This is a genomic window from Mesorhizobium sp. M1E.F.Ca.ET.063.01.1.1 (assembly GCF_003998155.1).
Lineage (GTDB): Bacteria > Pseudomonadota > Alphaproteobacteria > Rhizobiales > Rhizobiaceae > Mesorhizobium.
The window spans coordinates 1-1,952 of sequence record NZ_RZSC01000950.1 but is presented as its reverse complement, the minus strand read 5'-3'; the positions used below and the strand labels follow the sequence as shown (position 1 = coordinate 1,952).

Here is a 1,952-nt window from a genome sequence, read left to right as displayed (position 1 = left end):
GCTGGAAACCGAGCACGGCCTGCAGACCGTCGCGGACGCCCGCCATGTAAGGGTTGAGCCCCTGCATGCCGTCAAGCTTCTGGCCCGCGCTTTGCAGCGCTGCGAGCGCCTGGCCCTTGAACTTGTCGAGCTCCACAGCTTCGGCGTCGGCGGGGTTTTCGGTCCAAGCCATCCAGACATCGCCGACGGCAAAATCCTTGAACAGGTCCTTCGCGGTCAGGAACCCCGAGACGTGGTCCCAGTGCTCATGCGTGACAACGAGCACATCGATCCTGCCGCCCGTGTCCTTCTTAAGGTCGGCGACGATGTCGGCGACGAGCGCCGGACCGCCTGTGATCGAGACGTGGATGCCGCAATCGATCAGCATGCGGAACAGCGAGCCATCCGGCTTCGTGAAGGTGAGCAGGTGGCAGTCGCCGATGCCCTGGCAATAGTGCCGGACGGTGACGGCCGACGCATGCGTCGTCGCGGAAGCCGTGGCGTCAACGGGCCTTCTCCTTGCCGCGGGCCTTCTAGACATGGTCGTCGTCTCCGTCGCTGGCATGCAGCAGGGCGAAGGGTTCCGACACCTCGCCGCCGAAATAGAGCGCTCTGAGCGGCGACAGATAGTTTGCCGCCATCGTCCCGGCCTGCCGCTTCTGCCGGTCCGCGCTGCCGGTGTTCTTGATGATCGAGTAGCGGATCTCCTCAAAGCCTTCGCGCGGGTCGATGATGATGGTCGCGCCGCCGCGGAACCAGAAGAAGCCGTTACCCTTGTTCACGCCCTGCGGCGCAGGCGTGCCGTCGACGGCGACGGGTATCCGCTGCTGGATAACGGCGACCACCTCGACGCGGAACGAACCGTCCGGCTCGACCCGCCGCGTCGGCCGTACGCTGTAGATGTCGAAAGTCGTCTCGCCCTTCTTCGGCGCGTGCATGACCGTGCCGTCCTCATTGTAGCGCGGCAGGTCGGGCAGCAGGCCGAACTGCTTGTAGAGGTCCGGGTTGGACGCGAAGGCCTTGTGCATAGCCTTCCACAGCGCGTAGCGGTTCTTGTCATTGAGGGCGAAGATCTCGGCGCGCTTCAGCTTCTGGTTCCAGCCGAGGTCGATCTTGCTCAGCAACCCGCTCAGCCATGGTGGCGAAGGGTCTTCCGGCGCGCTCCAGGCGAGCGTCTCTTCCGAAATGGTCCGCACGTCGCGCGGCAAAAGCTTCCACTTGCGGAAGGATTCCAGGAACGCCAGGCGATAATGGAGCGGATCGTCCGGATAGGCATCGCGGTCGGCAGTGATCAGCGCGCGCAGATACTCGCCGAAGGTGATGTCGACGGCCGGGCAATAATCGAGCGCACGGATGCACATGGTGAGCATCTGTCCGGCGGTCTTGGCAACCTCGTCGGTAAGGCGCTCGACAAGGCTCGGATGCAAGGTGCCTGCCGGCAGGATACCGGTACCGCCGGTGGCAAGCTGGATCAGATCGTCGGTGCGGCGGTCGGCGATGGCGATGAACGCCTGATAGACCGCGAAGACGAGGATCGAGCCGCGGTCATGCGCCTCGAAGGTTTTGTCGTAGTCGAGGTCGGCCATGCCCGAGCCGCCATATTCGCGCAGTGGTCCGGCCCGGCCGCTGCCTTCACCGAATTGCTTGGCGATGCCGGAAAGCAGCGACGCCGCCGACACATCGCCCCTCGCCTTGCCGATCTCGAAACTCACCAGCTCCTTCAGGGTAAAATGCTGGAACAGCGCAACGATGTCGGCAAACGCCTCATGGAAGGCCGGAACGTCCGGATTGGACGCTTCCTGGAAGCGCCGATGCAGCCCGTCGAGCAGCGCATGCGACATCTCATGCGCGATGATGTCGCTGGACAGGCAAGAAAACACCGTCGTCCCAGGTGTGGTGACGTCGCCCTCATTGCTGGTTGCCGGGAAATAGCCGAACAGCAGCGCCTTCTTTTCCGGGCTGTAATAGGCGTT

At 63.8% G+C, this 1,952-nt stretch carries 1 protein-coding gene and 1 pseudogene; both read right to left on the bottom strand.

Features of this window, described 5'->3' with window-relative positions:
- A partial coding sequence (locus EOA29_RS34670; RefSeq protein WP_189479090.1) for an MBL fold metallo-hydrolase occupies nt 1-520 on the bottom strand: 520 nt, incomplete at its 3' end.
- A pseudogene (locus tag EOA29_RS34665) lies at nt 513-1,952 on the bottom strand (peptidase S8); the annotation flags it as partial. The pseudogene EOA29_RS34665 and the gene EOA29_RS34670, both read right to left, overlap by 8 nt.